This window comes from Microbacterium sp. AR7-10, assembly GCF_001878835.1.
Taxonomy (GTDB): Bacteria; Actinomycetota; Actinomycetes; order Actinomycetales; family Microbacteriaceae; genus Microbacterium; species Microbacterium commune.
On the sequence record NZ_MJIR01000067.1, the window covers coordinates 1 to 4508 of the forward strand.

At 70.5% G+C, this 4508-nt stretch carries 4 protein-coding genes; all 4 read left to right on the forward strand.

What is annotated here, in order from left to right; translation table 11 throughout:
• The coding region (locus tag BFN01_RS09310; RefSeq protein ID WP_071643702.1) for a histidinol-phosphate transaminase at nucleotides 1–902 on the forward strand (902 nt) is incomplete at its 5' end.
• Nucleotides 903–985: 83 nt separating this feature from the next.
• Nucleotides 986–2113, forward strand: coding sequence for a thiamine pyrophosphate-dependent enzyme (locus BFN01_RS09315; protein WP_071643704.1), 1128 nt, complete (start codon nucleotides 986–988; stop codon nucleotides 2111–2113).
• Between the two features lie 11 nt (nucleotides 2114–2124).
• On the forward strand, nucleotides 2125–3090 hold the full coding sequence (locus tag BFN01_RS09320; protein ID WP_071643708.1) for an alpha-ketoacid dehydrogenase subunit beta: 966 nt from the start codon (nucleotides 2125–2127) through the stop codon (nucleotides 3088–3090).
• 22 nt (nucleotides 3091–3112) lie between these two features.
• On the forward strand, nucleotides 3113–4447 hold the full coding sequence (locus BFN01_RS09325) for a dihydrolipoamide acetyltransferase family protein (RefSeq protein ID WP_071643706.1): 1335 nt from the start codon (nucleotides 3113–3115) through the stop codon (nucleotides 4445–4447).
• Nucleotides 4448–4508 lie beyond the last annotated feature (61 nt).

Below are 4508 nucleotides of genomic sequence, written 5' to 3' on the forward strand. Positions count from 1 at the left end.
ACCGCTACCCCGACGCGTCCGCAGCGGCACTGCGCGCCCGCCTCGGCGAGAAGTACGGCGTCGAGCCCGACGCGGTGCACGTCGCCGCCGGGTCGGTGTCGATCCTGCACCAGCTCGTGCTCGGCACCGCGTCGGTCGGCGATGAGGTCGTCTACGCCTGGCGCTCGTTCGAGGCGTATCCGAGCCTTCCGCTCGTCGCCGGCGCGACCGGCGTGCAGGTGCCCCTCACGTCCGGCGCCAGGCACGACCTCGACGCGATGGCGGATGCCGTCACCGAGCGCACCCGCGTGGTGATCGTGTGCACCCCGAACAACCCGACCGGGCCGGTCGTCAGCAGCGCCGAGTTCGCCGCCTTCGTCGCCCGTGTGCCGCAGGACGTGCTGATCATCCTCGACGAGGCGTACGCCGAGTTCGTCACCGCGCCCGACGCCGTCGACGGTCTCGGCGAGCGTGTCTTCGAGCGTCATCCGAACGTCGTCGTGCTGCGCACCTTCTCCAAGGCGTACGGCCTGGCCGGTCTGCGCGTGGGCTATGCGATCGGGCATCCGCGCGTGCTCGACGCCGCGCGCACCACGGGCATCCCGCTCTCGGTGACCAGCGCGGCAGAGCGCGCGGCGATCGCCAGTCTCGATGCCGAGGCCGAGCTTCGCGAGCGGATCTCGGTCATCGTCGAGCGGCGCACCCGCCTGATCGGCGGCCTGCGGACGCAGGGCTGGCAGGTCCCCGACTCCCAGGCGAACTTCGTCTGGCTGCCCGCCGGTGAGCGCACCGACGAGGTCGCCGCAGCCTTCGACGCCGCCGACCTGATCGTGCGCCCGTTCTCGGGTGACGGCATCCGCATCTCGGTCGGCGAAGAGGAGTCGATCGATCGCGTGCTGGCCGTCGCGAAGTCGCTGCTCTGACACGAGAAGTCCAGATGCCGGGCACTTACGAGGAACCCCTAGGTATGCGTGACCTGGCATGCCGACGTGGGTAGCGTGGTCGGGTGACCCCGATCGAAGCACCCCTCGTTCGCGTCCTCGCCGACGACGGCAGCTACGCACCCTCGGCTGACGCCGAGCGCTACCTGCCCCTCATCGACGCGCTGACCGACGCCGAGCTCGAGCAGTTCTACCGAGACATGGTCGTCATCCGCGCGATCGACACCCAGGCGACCAACCTGCAGCGTCAGGGCCAGCTCGCGCTGTGGCCGCCGAGTCGCGGTCAGGAGGCCGCGCAGGTCGGGTCCGCGCGGGCGGCCCGCACGCAGGACACCCTGTTCCCCTCGTACCGCGAGCACGCGGTCACCCGCATCCGCGGCGTCGATCCGGTCGACATCCTCAAGGTGATGCGCGGCACCTCGCACGGCGGCTGGAACCCCCTCGATGCGAAGAACGGCAACACCCGGATCTACACGCTGGTGCTCGGGTCGCAGACGCTGCACGCCGCCGGCTACGCGATGGGGCTCAGCTTCGACGGGCGCACCGGCACGGGTGAGGTCGACCGCGACGAGGCCGTCGTCGCCTACTACGGCGATGGCGCATCCAGCCAGGGCGACGTGCATGAGGCCATGGTCTTCGCCGCCAGCTACGACGCTCCCGTGCTGTTCTTCCTGCAGAACAACCACTGGGCGATCTCGGTTCCCGTGCAGACGCAGTCGAAGGTGCCGCTGGTCGGCCGTGGCGCGGGGTACGGCATCCCGTCGGTGCGCGTCGACGGCAACGACGTGCTCGCCAGCTACGCCGTCTCGCGCGCGCTGCTCGACGAGACCCGCAGCGGCCTCGGCCCGCGCGCGATCGAGGCGGTCACCTACCGCATGGGCGCGCACACCACGAGCGACGACCCCACCAAGTACCGCGGCTCGGATGAGGAGCAGCGCTGGGCGCAGCGCGACCCGATCGCGCGGATGCGCGCGTTCCTCGAGGGGCGGGGCGCGCCGGCATCCCTGTTCGACGAGACGGATGCCGAGGCGGCGGACGCCGCCGAAGACCTCCGCCGCCGCGCCGTCACCCTCGCCTCGCCGGAGCGATCGCTGATCTTCGATCACGTCTACAGCGACCCGCACCCGCTGATGGCCGAGCAGAAGGCCTGGCTGGACGACTACGAGGCCTCGTTCGAGGGGAGTGCATCGTGACCATCGAGTCGATGCCCATGTCGAGGGCGCTGAACGCCGGCCTTCGCAAGGCGATGGAGGACGACCCGCGCGTGCTGCTGATGGGCGAGGACATCGGCCGCCTGGGCGGCGTCTTCCGCATCACCGAGCACCTGCAGCGTGACTTCGGCGACCGCCGCGTGCTCGACACCCCGCTCGCCGAATCCGGCATCGTGGGCACCGCGATCGGCCTCGCGATGGCCGGCTTCCGCCCGGTGGTCGAGATCCAGTTCGACGGCTTCGTGTTCCCCGCCTTCGACCAGATCACCTCGCAGCTCGCGAAGCTCACCAACCGGCACGCGGGTGCTCTGTCGATGCCCGTCGTGATCCGCATCCCCTACGGCGGGCACATCGGAGCCGTCGAGCACCACCAGGAGAGCCCCGAGGCGTACTTCGCGCACACACCGGGTCTGCGGGTGGTCGCGCCGTCGACGTCGAACGACGCCTACTGGATGATCCAGGAGGCGATCCGGTCGAACGATCCGGTGATCTTCCTCGAGCCGAAGAGCCGCTACTGGCAGAAGGGCGAGGTCGAGCTCGAGGCATCCGCCCTGCCCCTGCACGCATCCCGCGTGGTGCGCCGCGGCACCGACGTGACTCTCGTCGGCCACGGTGCCATGGTGACCACCCTGCTGCAGGCGGCCGCACTCGCCGAGGCCGAGGGCACGAGCTGCGAGGTCGTCGACGTGCGCTCGCTCTCCCCGGTCGACTACGGTCCGATCCTCGACTCGGTGCGCTCCACCGGCCGCATGATCTATGCGCAGGAGGCGCCGGGTCACACGAGCGTCGGCAGCGAGATCGCCGCGACCGTGATGGAGCGCGCGTTCTACGCGCTCGAGGCGCCGGTGCTGCGGGTGTCGGGCTTCGACGCGCCGTTCCCGCCGGCCAAGCTCGAGAGCACCTACCTGCCGGATGCCGACCGCATCCTCGAAGCGGTCGACCGCTCCCTCGCCTACTGATCCCCGACGGAGGACATCTCTCATGACCACCGAAACCTTCACTCTTCCCGACGTCGGCGAGGGTCTCACCGAGGCCGAGCTCGTGGCATGGAAGGTCGCCCCCGGCGACGCCGTCGCGGTCAACGACGTCATCTGCGAGATCGAGACCGCGAAGTCGCTGGTCGAGCTGCCCTCTCCGCACGCCGGCGTCGTCGGCGAGCTGCTGGTCGCCGAGGGCGTCACGGTGGAGGTCGGATCGCCGATCATCACCTTCGTGTCGGAGGCCGAGGCTGCGGATGCCGGTATCGCGGCGAACCCGACGGATCCCGCCGCACCGCCGGCGACCGACGAGGGCGGCGGCTCGGTGCTCGTCGGCTACGGCACCGGGGGAGGGGCGACCTCGCGGCGCCGCACCCCGCGACAGGCGCAGGGGCCCAGTGGGCGTGGCCCGGTGCGCTCGTCGGTGGGAGTGATCGCGAAGCCGCCGATCCGCAAGCTCGCGCGCGATCTGAACGTCGACCTCACCGAGGTCACGCCGTCCGGTGCCGACGGCGAGGTCACGCGCGACGACGTCGTGAAGCACGCCGAGCAGGCGAGCGTGTTCCGCAACATCGAGACTCCCGCGTGGGGCGCTGTGCGCGAGGAGAAGCTGCCCGTCACGCCGCGGGTCGACGACGGGCGCTCCGAGTCCATCCCCGTCAAGGGCGTGCGCAAGGCGACCTCGTCGGCGATGGTGCAGAGCGCGTACTCCGCCCCGCATGTGACGGTGTGGAAGGAGATCGACGCGACGCGCACGATGGAGCTGGTGAAGCGGCTGAAGGCCTCGCCCGACTACGCCGACATCCGCGTGTCGCCGCTGCTGGTCATGGCCCGCGCCGTGATCTGGGCCGCCCGTCGCACCCCGATGGTCAACGCGGCCTGGGTCGACACCGACGCAGGTGCCGAGATCGCCGTGCGCCACTACGTCAACCTCGGCATCGCCGCCGCGACCCCGCGCGGTCTGCTGGTGCCGAACATCAAGGACGCGCAGGACCTGAGCATGAAGGAGCTCGCCCGCGCGCTGAACCGTCTGACGCTCACCGCCCGCGAGGGCAAGACGAGCCCCGCCGACCAGCAGGGCGGCACGATCACGATCACGAACATCGGCGTCTTCGGCATGGACGCGGGCACGCCGATCATCAACCCCGGCGAGGCCGGCATCGTCGCCATGGGCACGATCGCGCAGAAGCCGTGGGTGGTCGACGGCGAGGTGCGCCCGCGCTGGGTCACGACGGTGTCGGGCTCGTTCGATCACCGCGTGATCGACGGCGACGGCATGAGCCGCTTCATCGCCGACGTCGCGTCGATCCTCGAGGAGCCCGCCCTCCTCGTCGACTGATACCCGCCTCTCGCTCCGGTATGAGTTTGTGCCGCTTCTTGCCTGTCTCTTATACACATCT